The organism is Treponema sp. TIM-1 (assembly GCF_046533115.1).
GTDB lineage: Bacteria > Spirochaetota > Spirochaetia > Treponematales > Breznakiellaceae > JAIRMO01.
On the sequence record NZ_JAJQRC010000012.1, the window covers coordinates 1 to 18,523 of the forward strand.

Annotated in this window: 20 protein-coding genes; 16 read left to right on the forward strand and 4 right to left on the reverse strand. The window is 49.4% G+C overall.

Annotation, left to right across the window (positions count from 1 at the left end):
* Window positions 1–122 precede the first annotated feature (122 nt).
* The 15 genes from LQZ21_RS06755 to LQZ21_RS06825 all read left to right on the forward strand — a co-directional run bounded on the left by LQZ21_RS06755 (window position 123) and on the right by LQZ21_RS06825 (window position 12,388).
* The gene (locus LQZ21_RS06755) at window positions 123–455 is read left to right on the forward strand and encodes a hypothetical protein (RefSeq protein WP_411043506.1); all 333 of its coding nucleotides are present in this window, start codon (window positions 123–125) and stop codon (window positions 453–455) included.
* Between the two features lie 23 nt (window positions 456–478).
* Complete coding sequence (locus tag LQZ21_RS06760) at window positions 479–646, forward strand: hypothetical protein (RefSeq protein ID WP_411043508.1); 168 nt, start codon at window positions 479–481, stop codon at window positions 644–646.
* A gap of 145 nt (window positions 647–791) precedes the next feature.
* Window positions 792–1,163: a metal-dependent transcriptional regulator gene (locus tag LQZ21_RS06765; RefSeq protein ID WP_411043509.1), complete on the forward strand. Its 372-nt coding sequence runs from the start codon at window positions 792–794 to the stop codon at window positions 1,161–1,163.
* A gap of 44 nt (window positions 1,164–1,207) precedes the next feature.
* Window positions 1,208–1,582, forward strand: a complete 375-nt coding sequence (locus LQZ21_RS06770; protein WP_411043511.1) for a hypothetical protein — start codon at window positions 1,208–1,210, stop codon at window positions 1,580–1,582.
* Window positions 1,583–1,593: 11 nt separating this feature from the next.
* The gene (locus LQZ21_RS06775) at window positions 1,594–2,181 is read left to right on the forward strand and encodes an RNA polymerase sigma factor (protein WP_411043512.1); all 588 of its coding nucleotides are present in this window, start codon (window positions 1,594–1,596) and stop codon (window positions 2,179–2,181) included.
* Window positions 2,165–2,767 carry a 4Fe-4S binding protein gene (locus LQZ21_RS06780; RefSeq protein WP_411043513.1) on the forward strand — a complete coding sequence of 201 codons (603 nt, stop codon included), beginning with the start codon at window positions 2,165–2,167 and terminating at the stop codon, window positions 2,765–2,767. The genes LQZ21_RS06775 and LQZ21_RS06780 overlap by 17 nt, the downstream gene beginning before the upstream one ends.
* A gap of 244 nt (window positions 2,768–3,011) precedes the next feature.
* Complete coding sequence (locus LQZ21_RS06785; protein WP_411043515.1) at window positions 3,012–3,254, forward strand: hypothetical protein; 243 nt, start codon at window positions 3,012–3,014, stop codon at window positions 3,252–3,254.
* Window positions 3,255–3,258: 4 nt separating this feature from the next.
* The gene (locus LQZ21_RS06790; protein ID WP_411043517.1) at window positions 3,259–4,629 is read left to right on the forward strand and encodes an MATE family efflux transporter; all 1,371 of its coding nucleotides are present in this window, start codon (window positions 3,259–3,261) and stop codon (window positions 4,627–4,629) included.
* A 582-nt stretch (window positions 4,630–5,211) separates the two neighbouring features.
* Window positions 5,212–5,871 carry an efflux RND transporter permease subunit gene (locus tag LQZ21_RS06795; RefSeq protein ID WP_411043518.1) on the forward strand — a complete coding sequence of 220 codons (660 nt, stop codon included), beginning with the start codon at window positions 5,212–5,214 and terminating at the stop codon, window positions 5,869–5,871.
* On the forward strand, window positions 5,868–6,107 hold the full coding sequence (locus LQZ21_RS06800; protein ID WP_411043520.1) for an efflux RND transporter permease subunit: 240 nt from the start codon (window positions 5,868–5,870) through the stop codon (window positions 6,105–6,107). Before LQZ21_RS06795 ends, LQZ21_RS06800 begins: the two co-directional genes overlap by 4 nt.
* A gap of 287 nt (window positions 6,108–6,394) precedes the next feature.
* Window positions 6,395–8,266: an urease accessory protein UreH domain-containing protein gene (locus tag LQZ21_RS06805; RefSeq protein ID WP_411043522.1), complete on the forward strand. Its 1,872-nt coding sequence runs from the start codon at window positions 6,395–6,397 to the stop codon at window positions 8,264–8,266.
* A 181-nt stretch (window positions 8,267–8,447) separates the two neighbouring features.
* Window positions 8,448–8,588 (forward strand): hypothetical protein, encoded by a 141-nt coding sequence (locus LQZ21_RS06810; protein ID WP_411043523.1) that lies wholly within the window; start codon window positions 8,448–8,450, stop codon window positions 8,586–8,588.
* Between the two features lie 57 nt (window positions 8,589–8,645).
* Window positions 8,646–9,131, forward strand: coding sequence for a DUF2318 domain-containing protein (locus LQZ21_RS06815; RefSeq protein ID WP_411043525.1), 486 nt, complete (start codon window positions 8,646–8,648; stop codon window positions 9,129–9,131).
* A gap of 1 nt (window position 9,132) precedes the next feature.
* A complete protein-coding gene (locus LQZ21_RS06820; protein WP_411043527.1) occupies window positions 9,133–11,682 on the forward strand; it encodes a heavy metal translocating P-type ATPase in 2,550 nt (849 codons plus the stop codon).
* Window positions 11,683–11,704: 22 nt separating this feature from the next.
* Window positions 11,705–12,388, forward strand: coding sequence for a hypothetical protein (locus tag LQZ21_RS06825; RefSeq protein WP_411043529.1), 684 nt, complete (start codon window positions 11,705–11,707; stop codon window positions 12,386–12,388).
* 116 nt (window positions 12,389–12,504) lie between these two features.
* Here the strand turns inward: LQZ21_RS06825 and LQZ21_RS06830 are convergent, their stop codons facing one another.
* Window positions 12,505–13,029 (reverse strand): flavodoxin, encoded by a 525-nt coding sequence (locus tag LQZ21_RS06830; protein ID WP_411043530.1) that lies wholly within the window; start codon window positions 13,027–13,029, stop codon window positions 12,505–12,507.
* A 180-nt stretch (window positions 13,030–13,209) separates the two neighbouring features.
* Here LQZ21_RS06830 and LQZ21_RS06835 point away from each other — a divergent pair, with 180 nt between their 5' ends.
* Window positions 13,210–13,848: a TetR/AcrR family transcriptional regulator gene (locus tag LQZ21_RS06835; RefSeq protein WP_411043532.1), complete on the forward strand. Its 639-nt coding sequence runs from the start codon at window positions 13,210–13,212 to the stop codon at window positions 13,846–13,848.
* Window positions 13,849–14,118: 270 nt separating this feature from the next.
* Here the strand turns inward: LQZ21_RS06835 and LQZ21_RS06840 are convergent, their stop codons facing one another.
* From LQZ21_RS06840 to LQZ21_RS06850, 3 genes are read right to left on the reverse strand one after another with little or no spacing between them, the layout of a single operon-like run.
* Window positions 14,119–14,403, reverse strand: coding sequence for a PG0541 family transporter-associated protein (locus LQZ21_RS06840; protein WP_411043533.1), 285 nt, complete (start codon window positions 14,401–14,403; stop codon window positions 14,119–14,121).
* Entirely contained in the window at window positions 14,400–17,513 is a 3,114-nt protein-coding gene (locus tag LQZ21_RS06845; RefSeq protein ID WP_411043535.1) for an efflux RND transporter permease subunit, read from the reverse strand. The genes LQZ21_RS06840 and LQZ21_RS06845 overlap by 4 nt, the downstream gene beginning before the upstream one ends.
* Window positions 17,514–17,526: 13 nt before the next feature.
* Entirely contained in the window at window positions 17,527–18,474 is a 948-nt protein-coding gene (locus tag LQZ21_RS06850; protein WP_411043537.1) for an efflux RND transporter periplasmic adaptor subunit, read from the reverse strand.
* Window positions 18,475–18,523 lie beyond the last annotated feature (49 nt).

Genomic DNA, 18,523 nt, shown 5'->3' on the forward strand with positions numbered 1-18,523 from the left:
CAATCCATCGCCTCCTCCTAAACCACCGGCAATATTATCAGTTCAGCAGGAGTTCGTATGGTAGAATCTGTTCCTGTTTTGGACACTAGTGTGAGGAAATACAACGCTGTTTTTCACCAGAATTGACCGTCAATCAAAACTCCGCACCGACACCGGAGGAATTATCTCAAAAAATAGCGTTAAACAAGACGCTCCATGATGAACTGCAATATCAAATTCGCCAATTAAAATGGTCGCAGCTTACCGTTTTCAAGCTTAATTTCACTTATATACCAACCCATTATATTGCGAAGTATTCTCCCCTGCGCTTTATTGATGTTCCAAAAATTCGTACCATTACCAAATTTGGCGATAAGGTTGTTTTGGAGAACAGTAAATATATACATACCGTTTCCGGTGTCCGTATTTGGGCATACGAAAAACTTGTTGCGCTCTTGGACCTTCGGCTCCGTTAACTCAAAGATTTGGAAAAAATAGTATGATATATACCAACGTCAATCTTTCGCACAAGACAGCCGTTCTCAAAGCCGCCCTCGACAAAGCCGAAGCCCTCATCATCGGCGCAGGGGCCGGCCTCTCAAGAACCCGCTTGCGCTGGGGAGATCCGTGGTGCCTGAAATTCTTTAAAAATTGTATAAAATATTAAAATATTTTGGCTCCTTATTTGTCTATATACATAAGGAGTTAAATATGGTAGACAATAGGGCATGGATATACTATAGTTACCGCTGTAACAAATGCGGAGCTTGTATCGGAACCTGCCTCGCCGGTGCGCTGGAGTTCGCCGAAGCATGATGACCCCATCGCTTGAGGATTACCTCAAAATGATTGATGTACTTTCAGACAAAGGCAATGTTCGGGTAACGGATATGGCTTTGCGGTTGGGTGTTTCAAAGCCATCGGTAGTCAGCGCTCTTAAAAGGTTGGAAGATAATGGTATGGTGGAACATGAACGTTATCGGTACGTCAGCCTTACCCAAGAGGGCAAGCGCCGGGCAGATGAAATTCGCGCCCGGAACAGTTTGCTGATTGTCTTTTTACAAGATACGCTGGGGGTAAGCTCCGGGAATGCGGAAAAAGATGCCTGTAAACTGGAGCATACCGTTTCCGATGAAACCCTTAAGAAAATACGCATCTTAGTAAAGAATTTTGGGGAAAGGTAAAATGTTTCCCCAGAAAATTTGTCTACATATACAAGGAGACTAACATGAAACGAATTTTTGAATATCTTTTAGGCGCGGTAATTTTTCTGGCGATGATTGCGCTCTTCAGTTTGGCGGCAATGTTCCTTTGGAATAAATTACTGCCTGGCATTTTCGGATTGCCGGTAATCAATTATTGGCAAACAGCGGGTTTACTGATACTTGCCCGTATTATTTTCGGCGGCTACAGAGGAATTGGAAAAAATAGGACGCATGGTTTGAGTGGGCACAAAAACCCAATCCGTGACAGATGGGATAGCATGAGCGAAGAAGCACGAAAGGCTTTTATAAAAAAGCATGGAGATTTCTTTTTACATGACCACTTTCATCATCGTTTTACGGACGATACCGGAAAAGAGACGGATACCGAAAATGAATGAACGCATAGCCCATGCCGCAAATAAATATCGCAAAGATTTTTACAGAATATAAAGAACGGCTTGTTTCTTTTGTTCGCAAGCATCTTACATCCTCGGACGATGCCGAAGATGTTGTGCAGGATATTTTTTATCAACTTACCCGCATGAGTGATTTGACAAAACCTATCGAACAAACTGCGGCATGGCTTTTCAGTGTCGCCCGGAATATGATTATCAATCGGCATAAAAAAAAGCAGGACATTCCCTTTTCTGTATTGGCAGCTGTTGATGACGAAACCGAAGATGGTATAGCAAATTTTATTGATATACTATCCGCCGATGAAACGACGCCGGAAACAGAAATGTTACGTTCAATTATATGGGAGCAAATAGAAACAGCTATTGATGAATTGCCTCCTGCACAACGTGATATTTTTATTCAGACGGAATTTTTAGGTTTGCCTGTAAAAGAAATATCGCAAAAGAGCGGTGTTCCGGTAAATACTCTGCTTTCACGGAAACATTATGCGGTTATTTACTTACGAAAAAAATTAAATGATTTGTATATGGATTTTTTAAGAATACAACAACGATCATGGAAGTATGAATATGAACACTGAAATAGTAAGTGTGGGAAGCATTCTCCCACCGGCATTCTTAGGGCTGACAATCATCTCGGTTGTCATTTTTGGCAGGATTTTTTGCGGCATGGTATGCCCTTTGGGATTGCTCCAGAGTTTAATCCATAAAATACCATTTCCAATAAAAATTAAAACATTTAAAGCCGATAAATATTTTCGCCTCATAAAATATATCGGTTTAGCCGTTATGATCGTTTCAGGGATTTTATCGGCTGTTGGCATACTCCCCGCAACTAATGAAGAAAGCAGCCGGCCGTCCTATGGTGTTATTATAGGAGCAATTCTTTTTCTGGCGGCTGTTATAATACAAAGACCGTTTTGTAAATATTTTTGTGTGGTTGGGGCTGCGATGTCATTAGGAAATAAAATTTCATTATATAAATATCGTATCGATAGAGGGTTATGTATAGAATGTAATAAATGTACAAAAGCATGCAAGATGGATATTATTCCCTACGGGAAACAAAACGAATCGGAATGTATCAGATGCGGGCTTTGTAAAAAAGTATGTCCGCGTAAGGCGATTGTTACAGGATTTGGTTTGGGAAACAAGCAAAACAAATAGGATATTCTACAAATCCTTCGTAGAACACTACGGAAACCCTGTAGTGTTCTACGCAAGTCTTATAGAACTCTATAGAAATTTCGTAGAACTCTACGGAACTTCTGTAGAAGTCTATGGAACTCTTGTAGAACTCTGCGGAAATACTTTAAATACTACGGAACCTTCATAGAACTCTATGGGACTTCTGTAGAATATCCCCAAAGGCAGGACAATCTACAAAATTATCGTAAAAGGAGCGTAAATTATGGCTGAAGACTACATTCCCCACTCGGACGGGGCTTTTTTAGAATGGTCAAAGACACTTGTTGCCTATGTAAACCCAAAATTGGCGGCTTTTAACATTCCGGCGGGAGCAACAACTGAAATTCAGACCCTTTTAACCGCCTGCGAAGCGGTTTTTGGAAATGGCGGCTGGGTACTTGCGTGGCGAATAATTTTCCGTCCTGTATTATATAGCAGTGATAAAATAATTATCAAAGGAGATTGAAGAAATGTCAAAAATACAAAAAGACCTTACCACAGGGAGTGTTTTTAAGAAGATGGTGCTGTTCGCTCTGCCGTTCCTCGCGACGAACATCATTCAGTCATTGTATAACGCCGCCGATATATTCATCGTCGGCAACTTTTCCGGCCCCGCCAGTATGTCGGGCGTCAGTATCGGTGGGCAGATTACCATGACACTAACGTTTTTGGTTATGGGCTTCACTACGGGCGCGACCGTCCTCATCGGGCAGTATATGGGGGCGAACAACAACGACGGCATAAAAAAAACCACCGCTACAATCATTACCCTGCTGTTGTTCTGCGGTGCCGGCATCGCGGCGGTCATACTGATTTTTAAGAACCCGATATTGCGCCTTATACAAACGCCGCCTGAGTCCTATCCCGAAAGCGCCGCCTATCTTACGGTTACGGCGGTTGGTATTGTTTTCATCTTCGGGTATAACGCTTTGTCGGCAATTCTTCGAGGAATGGGAAATTCAAAACAGCCGTTCTACTTTGTATCGATTTCCTGTGTAACAAACATTGTGCTTGATTTGGTTTTTGTCGCGGGTTTCCACCTTGGCGCGTTTGGGGCGGCGGTGGCGACGGTGATTTCACAGGCGTTAAGCGTGATACTTTGTATCAGATATTTGATACGCAACAAGTTTCAGTTTGATTTTAAGCCGTCGTCGTTTAGGCTCTATAAAGCCGAACTTGGGCTTATCATCAAAATCGGTTTGCCGAGTTGTATACAAAGCGGCTTTACAAGCCTTTCGCTGTTGTTTGTTACAACGCTTATAAACGTGGTTGGCGGGGTCAGCGGTTCGGCGGGGGCCGCCTCCGCGAACCAATTCGGCAACTTCGCGTTCATACCACTTATGGCAATCAGCGTCGCTATATCGACTATGACAGCGCAGAACATCGGCGCAGGCAAAATGGATAGGGCGATAAGAAGCTGCCGTATCGGAACGACTTTTGCCGCCGTTCTAACTTGGGCGTTCTTCGTTTTAGCGTGGGTATTCCCGTCGCACATCATCTCGATTTTCGGTGACGACCCCGCCGTGATTCAAGACGGCGTCAGCTATTTAAGAGCTTTCAGCTTCAGCTTCCTGTTGCTCCCCATTATATCCTGTATTAACGGGTTCTTCATCGGCGCGGGGCACACGGTTATCGCTATGGTTACGAGCATTTTGTATTCGGTTTTATTGCGCGTTCCGTTAAGCTATCTCTTTGGCGTGTACTTCGGTTGGGGGCTTTTCGGTGTCGGGCTGGGCAGCCCCGGCGGGCATTTGGGCGGGTTGCTGATAATCGCCGTATACTTGATTTCCGGTAAGTGGAAGAATGTTTCGATAAAGGCAAAGGCGTCGGTTGAGGCGTAAATAAATTATGTGAGGAGTTGGTAATGCTCATAGCAACTATGCTTTCTTCGGCCAACGTGACGTTAAGACGCAGAGTTTCTATGGCCTCCTCTGACTGGATTATATTCCGTTGTAATTGCCAGACAGTATTCTGATGAATCAATATGCTTTCCCGCAAATGGTTTTGCTGCATGGCGATGCTGTCGCCGAGAGAATCAATTTGCTCTTTTGTCTGAGACTAGGGGAGAAAATTATCCAGTTTCATCAAAAGGGTTATTGAAAATTGTTCGCTGTCCATCCACTCATCGGTTTTACCGCTATACATGGGTGAGGCGTTCCATGAAAAATTCAACGATGGTACGTAAGAACTGATCCATAATCCTCTACGTTGCGCTTCAAGGGAACTGATGCTTTTTCGTAATATCCCTGCCGCCAGAGACTCGCCGTTTATTCCGGCCCGTAAATCGATCTTTCGGTAAGCAAGGTAGGCAGGGCCGAAACCGCAATGGACCCCGCCCCTATCAGCATGATTGAAACCATTGTCACCCTGAAACCAAAAAACAGTGGCGCGAAGGGCTTACCCAGGAAACCATAGAATATGAAATGATGGGCAAACTCGCCGCCCTGCCGGGGCTGAACCTGGCCTTTACCCAGCCCATCACCGGACGGCTCGTCATGCTGACCACCGGGGTAAGAACCGACCTCGGTATCAAACTCTACGGCGAAGATATACGCGCCTTACAGCAAACCGCCTTTGACATTGAGGCCGCTCTCGCCGTACCCCTGGGCGATCTGGCGCAATTCCGTATAGTGGACGACCCGTCCATGATCAGCAGTGAGGACGGTATGCCGGTACTCATCATCCAGATGAATACCAGAGGCCGGGACGTGGTGAGCTTTGTCAACGAAGCCAATCAAGTCATCAGTGAAAAAGTAAACCTTCCCGCGGGCTACTCCTACAAGTGGGCCGGGGAATTTGAAAACCAGGAACGGGCGAAAAACCGGCTGGCCATCGTTGTTCCCATCGTCATCGCCCTGATGTTTTTCCTGCTCTATATGGCCTTTAAGTCTTTCAGTGACGCGGTGCTGATCCTGTTGAACATTCCCTTTTCCCTGGTGGGCGGTATTGTGGCGATGTACCTCGCCGGCACCTGCTTTACCGTGGCGGCGATGGTGGGCTATATCGCCCTGGGCGGCATAGCCCTGGAGAACGGCGTCATCATGATCACCTATATCAAGCAAAGTGGGCGGACAAGCCATTGAAGGAGGCGGTTTTCGAGGGCGCATTGTCCCGCCTCCGCCCGGTGATGATGACCGCCGGAACCACCCTGGCGGCCAGTTTAAGCCTGCTTTTGGGCAGCGGAACCGGCGCGGAAATGCAAAAGCCCATGGCGATTGTGGTTACCGGAGGTCTGGCGACTTCCACCATACTGACCCTGTTTATCCTGCCAAGCATTTACCTGCTCTGGTACAGACGGCGGGAAAAACAAAGTGTGTAAAAACATATTTGTGAACAACGCATTTGTTAAATGCGTAAGAAACAGAACGTTATTAGAGGTTTGAGCAACTAAAAAATCAGCTCCAGCCGGTTCCCTTGTCCACCCATACCTATACAGGAGACCTCCTTTCCTGGGGTTGGCGCCTACGAAGGGGACCGGCTTTTTTGGGCTTTCGCTGAAACGGTAAAATACAAAAAAAAGTCTGTTTTTTTTGAGATCTTCATAATTTAATCACAATTATATGCTAGATTATACCATGTAAAACAAGAGGAGGCCGGAGGGTTTATATGAAAACGGCAACGATCCGTATCGGCGGCATGACCTGTATAAGCTGCCAGAACAGAATTGAAAAGAAACTGAAAAGTACCGTGGGAGTTGAGCAGGCGGCCGTTAGTTTTAGCGCCGGAACGGCGGCTGTTACCTACAACACCTCGGTAGTTACGATGAAAGAGATTACCGAAGCTATTGAAAAACTTGACTACAGGGTATTGGACGGGAAATACAAGGCTGACTTTTCACAAATTGCGGGAATGCTCATCATCATCCTTTCCCTCTATGTGCTGTTGCAAGGCTTGGGTGTAAGCGCCCTTGCCTCGGCTTTCCCCCTGGCGGAAGCGGGGATGGGGTACGGTATGTTATTCATCATTGGCCTTGTCACATCCGTTCACTGTGTGGCTATGTGCGGGGGGATTAATCTTTCCCAGTGTATTCCCCAAACAAGGCCTGAAGGGGGCAGGCGGTGGGAGACCCTGCTTCCCAGCATCCTCTACAATGGGGGGCGGGTGCTTTCCTATACCGCGGTTGGGATTATCGTCGGCGCTTTGGGCTCGGTAATTACCGTATCGGGACGTTTCCAGGGGGCGGTACAGCTTGCCGCCGGGGTTTTCATGGTGATGATGGGAATCAATATGCTCGGTATATTCCAAGGTTCCGTAGGAACCACCCTCCGCCGTTTTAGCCTGCATATGCCGAAGATTTTCGCAAAAAAAATAGATGAACAAAAAACGGGGAATAAAAGCCCCCTGATTATCGGTCTCCTTAACGCTCTTATGCCCTGCGGTCCTTTACAGGCCATGCAGCTTTACGCCCTATCCACCGGCAGCCCCATTGCCGGGGGAATTTCGATGTTTCTTTTCAGTATGGGGACGGTTCCCCTGATGTTCGGCATAGGGGCCTTGAGTTCCGTTCTGAGCAAAAAATTTACCCTGCGGGTTATGAAGGCCGGAGCGGTTCTGGTTACGGTGCTGGGGATGACCATGTTTACCAACGGCTGGAATCTGGCGGGTATCAACTTCAATCCCCTTGATTCGATACGGGCCGCGTTTAATCCCTTCGCTGCCCCAAGCGGAGCCGCGGATGCCGAAACCTTTGAACCGCTTATCGAGAATGGCTACCAGATCGTGAATTCCTCTTTAAGCGGCGGGCGGTATCCGGCGATCACGGTCCAACAGGGTATTCCGGTAAAATGGACCATTAACGCCCCCCAGGGGAGCATCAACGGCTGTAACAACCGCATGATCATCCGGGAATACAAGATTGAACACCGCTTCCAACCCGGAGAAAACGTGATAGAGTTTACTCCTGACAAGACCGGCAGATTTTCTTATTCCTGCTGGATGGGAATGATACGGAGTTCCATCACCGTAGTTGCCGAGGGGGAGAATGTCGCCGATATACAAGAACCGGATACTACTCCTGTTCCGGCGGGGGTAGCCATTCCCACGGACAAAGTTTTGTTGGCTGAAATACAGGGAACGGAAACCTATGGTTTTTCTTACCAAGCTATCACCATCAAGCTCCGCGATGACGGCATGGATACTGGCATAATCGTGTTTCAGCGGGATATGCCGGCATTGTTGACTATCAATAACGATTCCCTTGATCCGGGGAACAGCCGGCTTATTTTCCCCGCCTATTATACACAGATAGACATGGAACAGGGGGATAACATTATTCAGTTAATGCCTACCGATGACTTTGATTTTTCCACCGGGGACAACGTATTTTACGGTTATGTGAAAGTGGTAGATGACTTGAATGCCGTAGACATCGAGGCAATTAAGGCGGAAGTGGGAAATTTTGAAACCAAGATTTACCCGGATGCCTATTTTGAAGCGGCAGCGTCTCAGGGCGGTTGCTGCGGAAGAGCAGGGGCGTAAAAAATTTGAAGGAGGTAAGACCGTGGATTTTTTATTGAGTCATTGGCATTGTATCGTCCCGGTGATTTTAATTGGCGCGGTTCTGCTCTTGCAGGGCCGGGGTAAGAAAAAACAGGATGATGAATAAAATTCATAATTCTGACACAATGTTGTGTTAGTTTTTATGCAGGAGGTAAACGAAATGGAAAACATTATCGCCGTTATTGCGGTACTCGTATTTCTGTCGGGTATTTTGCTATTCGCGAAAAAATTCCTCAAGCCGCCCAAGGGTAAACTCCCCGACTGCTGCGGCCCCAGGGGAAACCGGGATATTGAAGTATAAACGCCGTTGGCGGTGCGCCGCAGGGTGCAAAAAAATATTTTTTACAGGAGTAAAAGAATGAAAAACTGTCGCAATATACATAAAGTTTTTCTCTTGGAAACAGTTCTGTTGTTACTAGGGTCTGTCGTATTCGCGCAGAGCGGACAGCTCAATCTGGTAAAGCCGCCGATTGCCGACCGCGATCTGGTTATCCAAATTCAAGAGCTTACAGAAAACGCGGTTTTCTATCCCGTTGATATTGAGGGGACCCGGCTTGAGGTTTTGGCGGTAAAGGCCCCGGACGGCACCATACGCACGGCCTTTAACACCTGCCAGGTTTGTTACGGTTCGGGACGGGGCTTCTACAAACAGCAAGGGACGGTACTGGTCTGCCAGAACTGCGGCAACCGCTTCCGCATGAGCCAGGTAGAAGTGAGGAGCGGCGGTTGTAATCCCGTGCCGATTTTCCCGCAAAACAAAACAGTAACAGCCGCGACCATTACCATTTCAAAGGACTATTTGAAAGAAGCAAAATCTATCTTTTCAAGGTGGAGAAGGGGGTAATATGGAAAGCCAGACATTAAGCATAGCTGGGATGACCTGTGCGGCCTGCGCCGGACGGATCGAAAAGACCGTACGGAAACTGACGGGAGTGAATAGCGCCACGGTAAATCTTGCCAGTGAAAAACTGTTTGTTGAATATCAGGACACCCAAACCCTTGCCGGTATTAAGGACGCGGTGGTCAAGATAGGCTATCAGGTTTTGGATAGACCCCATGGCAGCACGGTTACTATTCCTATTGGCGGGATGACCTGCGCGGCTTGTTCGGCACGGGTGGAAAAGGCGCTCAACAAACTGGAGGGCGTGGAAAGCGCCTCGGTAAACATAGCCACGGAAAAGGCCACGGTGATCTACAATCCCCAAACCCTGCGCCTTTCTTCCATCAAAGAAGCGATTGAAAAGGCGGGCTACAAAGCCCTTGATTTTTCCAAAGAGGGAGCGGTGGACGAGGACAAACTCCGCAAGGAAAAAGAAATCAAAACCCTCCGGACGAAATTTATTGTCGCTTCCTCATTCGGTTTGCCCCTGCTCTACATCGCAATGGTCCCGATGATTAAGTGGTTTACGCTGCCTTTCCCCAAGGCGCTGGCCCCGATGAACTTCCCCCTTCTCTATGGGCTGGCGGAATTGGTTCTGGTCATTCCCATCATCATTGCCGGCAACCGCTTTTACACCGTGGGGTTCAAAAACCTCTTGCACCGCAGCCCCAACATGGATAGCCTTATCGCCGTGGGGACATCGGCGGCGATCCTTTACAGCGTGTACAACATTTTTGAGATTGCGGGGGGCAACTTCCACGCGGTTGATTCGCTCTACTTCGAAACCGCCGGGGTGATCATCGCCCTTATCCTTTTGGGGAAATCCCTTGAGGCGGTTTCCAAAGGCAGGACCAGTGAGGCCATCAAGAAACTGATGGGGCTTGCGCCGAAAACGGCAATCATTATCGAAAAGGGCGGGGAAAAAGAAATTCCCATTGATGAAGTGATCCCCGGCGATATTATTGTGGTGAAGCCCGGCGCGAAGATCCCCGTGGACGGCCTTGTCACCGAAGGCCATACCGCCATTGATGAATCCATGCTTACCGGGGAAAGTATGCCGGTGGACAAAAAAGCCGGAGATAAGGTGTACGCCGCCACCATTAACAGTAACGGCGTTATCCGGTTTAAGGCCGAAAAAGTCGGAGGGGAAACGGCGTTAGCGCAAATCATTAAATTGGTGGAAGACGCCCAGGGCAGCAAGGCCCCCATTGCCCAGTTAGCCGATATTGTCTCCGGCTACTTTGTCCCCATCGTCTGTATCATTGCTGTTGTTGCGGGCGTTGCGTGGTTTGCGGCGGCCTCCACCGGGCTGGTATCACTGCCCGCGGGAAAATCGGTCCTTGAATTTTCCCTTACTATTTTTATCTCGATACTGGTTATTGCCTGCCCCTGTGCGCTCGGTCTTGCCACGCCTACCGCTATTATGGTGGGAACCGGCAAAGGCGCGGAAAACGGCATTTTGATTAAAGGCGGCGAGGCGCTGGAAACGGCCCACAAAATCAACACCATCGTATTTGACAAAACCGGGACGATAACGGAGGGTAAACCCGAAGTTACCGATGTGGTTACGGTCGCGGGTATTGAGGAGCATTATCTTCTGCAGATAACGGCCTCCGCGGAGAAAGGAAGCGAACACCCATTAGGACAAGCCATTGTGCAGGGGGCTCAGCAGAAGGGGCTGGAAATTTTCAATACCGAAAGTTTTGAGGCTGTCACCGGACGGGGCATTGAAGCGGGTATCAAGGGCCGCGCGGTTCTTGCGGGGAATAAAAAACTCATGGACGACAAGGGAATTTCCCTTGCGGAACTTGAGGAAGCCTCCGACCGTCTTGCCAGTGAAGGCAAAACCCCGATGTATGTTGCTCTTGACGGCAAAATTGCGGGGATCGTGGCTGTTGCGGATGTGCTGAAAAAGAGCAGCAAGGCGGCGATAGAAAACCTGCACAAAATGGGAATTGAGGTCGCCATGATTACCGGGGACAACAAGAAAACCGCCGCCGCCATTGCCAAACAGGTAGGCATTGACCGGGTGCTTTCCGAAGTGCTGCCCCAGGACAAATCCCTAGAGGTGAAAAAACTGCAAGATGAAGGCCGCAAAGTGGCAATGGTAGGGGACGGCATTAATGACGCTCCGGCATTGGCGCAAGCGGACATCGGTATTGCCATCGGAAGCGGGACCGATGTTGCGATGGAAAGTGCCGATATTGTACTTATGAGGAGTGATCTCATGGACGTTCCCACGGCCATCAACTTGAGCAAAAAGACGATCCGCAATATCAAGCAGAATCTCTTTTGGGCTTTTGGATATAACGTGGTGGGCATTCCCATTGCGGCGGGTCTCTTGTATCTCTTTGGTGGGCCGCTCTTAAACCCGATATTTGCCGCCGCCGCGATGAGTCTCTCATCGGTATCGGTGTTGACCAATGCCCTGCGGCTCAAACGGTTTAAGGCGGCCGGGGCAGCTAATCCCCCGCGTGAAACACTGGAAACCGCGGCGATCCACGGCTGCTGTTAGAATAGAAAGGAGTATAGGGAAAATGAAAACGACAACAAAAATTCTTTGCGCGGGGATCTTTGCCCTGCTCGTGCTGACGGCGGTTTCCTGCGGGAAACTGGATGTGGTGGGAACAAATTCAATAGCATCCTTTGACAAGGTTTTGCGGCAGATCCCCCAGGCGGTAACGCCGGACGAAACGAACGGCGGTTGGTCTTTGGCGGCCCCGGACGGTACGGTACGTTTTATCTGGAGTAAAAACTACGCCGAAAGCCCCCTGCATGATGTTATGCTGGAATTCGACGCCGCCCCCTTCATTGCCGCGGGGCTTGACCCTGAAAGGCTCCCGGAAAATTTCGCCTTCTCTAAGGGCATGATCATGGTGGGAACAAAACTTGGCGGGGAAACGCTCAAATATGCGGGCGAAGTTACCCCCCTTGCTTCTTATGAACAGATCGTAAAACTCAAAAGAAGCAGTATCGGTTATCATGGCGCGCTGGATCATTATGGGGTGAGCCTGGGGGATGGTAATCTCTTTGAATGGGCCAAGAATATGGGCGCCAATGACAAGGATATTGTTTTTGTCCTTAACCCCGAACCGTTTATCGCCGCCGGAGTCGATCCTTCCCGGATTGAGGGCTGGGCCTTTGCCAAGGTTACGGTAGATGACGCCAACGGGAAGCCCGTAGAGGTGGACAAGATTTTGAAACCCTTTAATCTGATATAGGGTAAGAAAACATCCGGCGGGGCCGGATTGCCGGAACAATCACAGTCAATGGATATGTTGTTGATTGCGCCGCCAAAACCGGCCATCGCGTGTCCCTTGAAATGGAACCGCCTCTTTTATCTTGACATTCCAAGCCTGCGAAGCCAGGAATTAAGATCCCTGTTCGGCACGGTTACCCTCGTGCCATCCTTGGGATTGGTGTCAAACGCGCTGACGGAAAGTCCTTCGCCGATTACAGAACGCGGGCACAGTTTTTTTATGTCTTCAAGGCTTCTTCCAAAACGGCTGCCCCCGTGGGTAATGAGGGGATACATCGTCTTGCCGGAAAAATCATAGGATTCAAGGAAGGTAAAAACCCCCATGGGCAGGGTTCCCCACCAGTTTGGATAGCACAGAAAGACCGTGCCGTACTGCGCCATATTGGTAACGCTGCCGGAAATGGCGGGGCGGTCGTTCCTGTCCTGTTCCTGTTTGGCTACTTCGATACATTCGTTGTAGGTATCGGGATAGACTTTCACCGTCTTTATCTCGAACAAATCCCCGCCGGTTTCCTGTGCTATCTGTCCGGCGAGCGCCCTGGCGTTTCCACTCCATGAAAAATACGCAATCAAGATTTTATTGTTTTGATTTTGTGCCGGCATAGTTACCTCCATACAAAAAAACGCGAATAAAAAAAACAAATATTTCTTCATGCTACACATCCGATTTATACAACATATAGTTGACACAATGTCATCTAATTGTAGCAGATAAATAACGGACTGTCAACTATTGTTCTTGATTTTTTTTGAATTCTGTGTAAAATAAATCAAGAGGAAATCATGATGGGTTTTATCAGGGCAAGGACGGAAGAACAGATCTTCAGCCGTCAGGAAGAAATCATCAACGCCTGTGATGTATTGTATAGTCAATACGGTTATGAGGGGGTAAACTTCAAGGCAATCTCGGAGATGACCTCCTTCAAACGGCCGACCATCTATATCTATTACAAAACAAAGGATGAGGTTTTGCTCGACCTCTTGAAAAAAGAAATGCTGGATTGGGATGTTTCCATGCAAAGGGTAATCCAAACTACTGAAATAATGACCAAAGAACAGTATGGTGCTTTTCTTACGGAAAGTGCGGCCTCCCGTAAGAAAATGCTCCGGCTGCTTACTATTCTTTGTACCACTATTGAAAATCAATGCAGGCTGGAAAAACTGATTGGTTTCAAGAAAGAAGCGGACGGCGCGTTTGTTACGATTCGGGAAAGCCTTGATAAATATTTTCCTCAAGGCGACATTTCAAAAAAGAATTTTTTTATGACCTCCTTCTTGTCTTATATTCACGGTTTATATCCGCTGGCGTATCCGTCAAAAAAACAGAGCGATGCGATGGTTCTGGCGGGAAGAACATATATAGCGCCTGATTTCAACGATACTCTGTATCATGGCATATTGCTTTTGTTGGCTGATTTATAAGTTTAGTATGGGGGTGATTTTCTTTGAATTGCGGAACCCTCTGATTGCTGCCCCCTTTGAAGGACTTATTTTAGCATTATCGGTAAAGCAAATCGAAAAAAGCTCCGCAACGCCTTGCAAGGGAGGAAATGGGGATATGGGTACGGTATGTAGCGGGGAAGACTCCGGCTGATTTGGCCTCGGCTTGTAAAAAGCCCGGTTCCCCGTGGGTGCGGTAAAAACGGCGGGGGCTATGACTGCGGTCTTGTACTAAGAACCGGGCCTGTTTTTTCAACCATCACTATCAATAAAAAAGGTTTTTATTCCCTCTTGGGGAAAACAGTTTTTTATTTCCACAACAACGGATTGCGCCGCTTCCGCATCCCGGTCATGCAAATAACTGATTAAAAGAAAGTTTTCCTCGGGCCAGGTAGGGGTACCCAGACGGTATTGGGTTTTGCCCCTTCCGTGTACCACCGGCAACAGGGTGTAAAAAAAATTGCCTATACCCACTTCAAGGGCGTTGATGATTTCTTCCTCCACCGACCGGTTTGCCATTAACTCCATCCGTTTCATTTTTCCGTCTCCTTTTTAATGCGTTTTCCCCGATGTTCGTTTATAAAGGAATACATGACGGGAATAAAGAACAGGGTAATAAAGGTGGAGGAGGTCAAGCCGCCTATGACGGTCAGTCCTATGGGCTGAATCATCATGGCGGATTTGCCGGGGAAAAAGGCCATGGGTATCAGCCCCAAAATCGTCGTCAGGGTGGTCATCAGGACCGGGCGCAGCCGGGATGTTCCCCCGTCAATACAGGCGTCCCGAACCGGAACGCCCCGGCCTACGAGCAGGTTGGTGTAGTCCACCAGGACTATACCGTTGTTCACCACAATGCCCGCCAGCATCACCAGGCCCACCAGGGTAAAGGTACTGATGGCCTGCCCTGCCGCAAGATAGATAGCCACCACGCCTATCAACATTAAAGGGATGGTACAAAGGTTGATGAGGGGATCTTTGAATGACTCGTATTGGCCGGCCATGACGCCGAACACCAGAAGTACCGCCAGAGTTATAATAAGGGTAAAAGTCCAAATAGTTTTGGTAATCTCCCCCCATTGGCCTTTATAGGACAAACTTACGTTTTCGGGAAGAATAAAGGTGCTGTCAAGAATGCCCTTGATTTTATTTTCCACCTCATCTGCCCGAAATCCTTCTATCAAAGTTCCGGTAACATGAATGGTTCTGGATTGATTTTCCCGGCTGATGCTTACCGGGCCCGTTCCCTTTTCCAACAAGGCGAAATTGGAAAGGGGAATGAGCGCCCCCGTGCTGGAAGATACAAAAATCCGCTGCAGGTCCGGTAGTTTCTCCCGGTCTTCTTTCCGCAGTTCCAGCGTTACCGAATATTCGGTTCCGCTGTACCGGAAGCTGGTCGGCGTGACGCCGTTCATGGCCGCGGCAATTTCATTGGCGATGCCACTGACCGAAAGCCCCAGGTTGTAGGCCCGCCGCCGGTCAATGACCACTTCCACCTGGGGCAGCCCTTCGGTCATGTCAACGGAGACTTCGGTAACCTCGGGGACCTCCGCCTTGAGAATCTCCGCTATTTCCCGGGCCGCCTGCAATCCCGTGTCTATATCATCAATGCTGAGGACCAGATCAATATCCGATCCCCCGGCCATAGCCCGGCCCATACCCTGTCCAAAACTTAAAGCGGCGTTGGGAAAATCATCAAAATGGGCCCGCAGTTTGTTCATCACCTGATTTGAATTGTCCGCAGCAGGATTATCCATATTCAAACTGACGCTTAATTCCCCCCGGTTGGTGCCGCTGCCGCCCATAGCCCGTCCGCCGGAACCAACGTTGACGATAATATTTTTCGCCCCCTTTATTTCATCAATAGCGATTTCCTGAAGCTGCAGCATCACCGCCTTGGTATCTTCGTATCTGGTTCCCAGGGGAAGCTCGACGTTAAGCCGCACCGATTCCTCGTTCATGCGGGGCATCATGGTGATCTGCATTTTTGGAAGGCACAACACGGAACCGGCAAAAGCGGCGACAACCAGTACCAGCACCGCCAGGCGGTGATTAATCGCCGCGGAAAGCAGGCGGCGGTATCCTCCGGTCAGACGGTTAAGGAGGGACTCAATGGCCCCGTCAATGGCAATGAGCGTCTTGTTTTTTAGCGGATGCTGCGCTCGTGTTTTCAGGGGCAAATACTTTCCGGACAGGATGGGAACCAAAAAAATCGCCACGAAAAGGCTGGATGCCAGGGCAACGCCGATGGTAAAAATAAGACCCTGGAATAATTCTCCCATCATTTCCAGCCGGTTCTTGAAGAGAAATATCGGCACAAACACGCAGAGGGTGGTGAGGGTGGAGGAAACGATGGAAGACATCACTTCCTGGGTTCCCAGAACGGCCGCTATATCGGGTTTTGCGCCCCGCTCCCGGAATTTAAAAATATTTTCCAGAATAACAATGGAGCAGTCCACAATCATGCCTATCCCCAGAATGAGCCCCGCCATGGTAAGCATATTTAGGGTAATGTTCGCCAGGTTCATCACGAGGAGGGTTACCAAAATGGAAAAGGGAATGGAAATGCCGATGATGATCGCGCTTTTTATGTTCCGCAAAAAGAAAAAGAGGACCGCCATAGCCAGCGCCGCGCCCATAAGGGCGGAATTCAAAAGTTCATTGATCATATCCCTAATCTGGGTGGTATCGTCCTGGGTTATTTCGAGGCTCACATCCTGGGGCAGCAGTTTTTTTATTTCCTCAAGTTTTTCGTATACCCGGTCCGCCACCGCCGCGGAATTGGAGCCGCTCTGTTTGGTAACTCCCACATACACGCCGCTTTCACCGTTGATATACACCGTCGAGGTTTCATCGGGATAGCCCAGAGCAACGTCGGCTATATCCAAAAGCCTTATATCCGCGCCGTTCCGTTTTGCGATGACCGTTTCGGCAATGTCCGCCAGGGACTTATATTCGCCGGTAGTTCTGACGCTGTAATTTTTTGAGCCCTCCACAATAGAACCGGCCCCCAGCTCAATATTTTGCGCGGCCAGGGTTCCGGCGATACCGGTGATGGTAAGGCCGTAGGCTTCAAGGCGGTTTTGCGCTATTTCTACCCGGACAAACTGCTCGCGGCCCCCCATCACACTGGTTGAAGCAACGCCGTCAACCTGCTCAAGCCGGTCCTGAATCGTATCCACCGCAATGGCGCGGAGTTCATTTTGGGTCCGGTCCCCCTTAACCGCGATGCGGAGTATGGGCATGGAGTTGGGATCAAACTGCATGATGGAAGGGGTATCCGCTTCATCGGGAAGCCGCCGCCTGACCCGGTCGATACGGTCCCGGATATCGTTGATCTTGGCCTCAAGATTGGCGCCGTAATCAAATTCCAGCCGTATCATGCTGGACCCTTCGCTGGAAGTGGAAGTCATTTCGGTTAATCCGCTCAAGTTTACGAGCTGGGCTTCCAGCGCCCTGGTTACCGATTTTTCAACCGTCTCAGGCCCCGCGCCGCTGTAGGAAGTCGTAACCACCAGCATCGGCATACTTGTTTCAGGAAACATATCAATAGCAATGCCGGAGACCAGGTACAGGGCGACGATGGCGATAAGGCCAAACACCACAATTCCCAGAACCGGCCTTTTAACTACATGCTGTGCCACACTCATCGGTTAATCTCCTTTATCTACTGCCGATTACCCGTACTGCGGCGCCGTCGGTAAGAAATTGCTGGCCCTGAACCACCACCGCCTCTCCGGGGTTAAGACCGCTTTTTATCTCCACTTCCCCGTCCACGCTTACCCCGGCAGCTATTTCCCGCATGCTTACCTGCGCTGTTTCTTCCGATACCACATAGGCCACCGTCTTCCCCCTGCTTTCGACTATCGCGTCTTCGGGGACGGATACCACATCCTGATAGGTCCGGGTGTTAAGTTTAATCCGCGCAAACATTCCCGGATTGATCCGGGGATCTTCACGGGTAAAACGCAGGACAATCTGCTTTGTCCGGGAAACCGGATCCAGCACCGGGGAAAGGCGGATCACTTCCGCAGGGAACACTTCACCGGGAAAAGCCTCCAGGAATACATCCGCCCGGAGTCCGGTACGAAGCTGCCCCACCTCCCGTTCGGGAATGGCGGCCTCTATTTCTACGGAACCCGCCGCTGCCAGGGTTAATAAGGTTGTAGCGGTAGAAACCGTAGAGCCTATGCTCAAGGGATTGGAGACTACCGTTCCGGAAACGGGGGCATAGACGGGGCTTAACGAATAGGCCGTACCGGGACGGGAAGGATCGACCTCCGCCACCAACACGCCCTTCTGCACCAGGGAACCAAGGCCGACCTTCATGGAAACCAATTTGCCCGCGGCATTGGGCACGACCGCTACCTGCTCCTCGCTGACGATATTGCCGTTTACCTCGATGTAAGCCTGGAGAGTCCGTCGTTCCGCATTTGCCGTGCGGACCGCGAAGACCGTATTCTGGCCCTGATTTCCCGGACCCCCTGGCCTGCCGCCCATACCCGGTCCCGGCCCCGGCGCGGCCGCGTTATTGCCCGCCAATTTTGGGGGAATAAATATGAAGCCCGCCGCAAGGACCGCCACGATTATGAGTAGTATCAATTTTTTCAAGACCGCCTCCCAGAAAACCGGCAATTTGAAACGTAAAGCAGGGTGTTTC